Origin of the sequence: Bradyrhizobium sp. Mp27, from assembly GCF_029953005.1 — a bacterium.
Classification (GTDB): Bacteria; Pseudomonadota; Alphaproteobacteria; order Rhizobiales; family Xanthobacteraceae; genus Bradyrhizobium; species Bradyrhizobium barranii.
The window spans coordinates 1-823 of the sequence record NZ_JASAUS010000561.1; the positions used below are offsets into that span (position 1 = coordinate 1).

General features: G+C 64.6%; 1 protein-coding gene. It reads right to left on the bottom strand.

Annotated features, from left to right (window positions below; translation table 11 throughout):
• Positions 1-823 (bottom strand): chemotaxis protein CheW (locus QJT78_RS51745; protein ID WP_281460909.1); only part of this gene is annotated, 823 nt, incomplete at both ends.

The following is an 823-nucleotide window of genomic DNA, read 5'->3' on the forward strand; positions in this document are numbered from 1 at the left end:
GATGTGACGGAGCTTCGTCGACATCGGCTTGACCACGATCTCTTCGGTATGGAACACGCCGTCGACGACGATGCCAAACGTCTGGCTGCCGACTTGCGTGACCACGATAAAACCGTTCTCGGGATCGCTGGCCGCGCCGTCGTCGATCTTCAAGAGCTTCTTGAGGTGGATCAGCGGCAAGAGCTTGTTGCGCAACCTGAGGACAGCGGTGTCCTTGATGCGCTCGATGCGGTGCTCGCTGTTGGCGCGGGCACGGACCAGCTCGACCACCGAGAGCTGCGGGATCGCGAAGCGGTCGCCGGCGGCCTCGACGATCAGCGCCGAGACGATGGCCAAGGTCAGCGGAATCTTGATGGTGACGGAGGAGCCCTCGCCGGCCACCGACTTGATGTCGATGGTGCCGCCGATCTGGTCGATATTGGTGCGCACCACGTCCATGCCGACGCCGCGGCCGGAGACCGAGGTGATGGCGGCCGCCGTCGAGAAGCCGGGCGCGAAGATGAACTTGTGGATCTGGGCTTCGCTCATCTTCTCGAGCTCGGCTTCGGTGACGAGACCTGAGGAGATCGCCTTGGCCTTGATCCTCTCGGTGTTCAGGCCGCGGCCGTTGTCGGCGATGCAGATGATGATGTGGCCGCCCTCGTGATAGGCGGACAGGCGGATGGTGCCCTGCTCGCCCTTGCCGGACGCGAGCCGCTCGGCGGGGGTCTCCAGGCCATGGTCGGCGGAGTTGCGCACCATGTGGGTGAGCGGGTCCTTGATCAAATCGAGCACCTGGCGGTCGAGCTCGGTGTCGGCGCCGTGCATCTCCAGCTCGATCTGC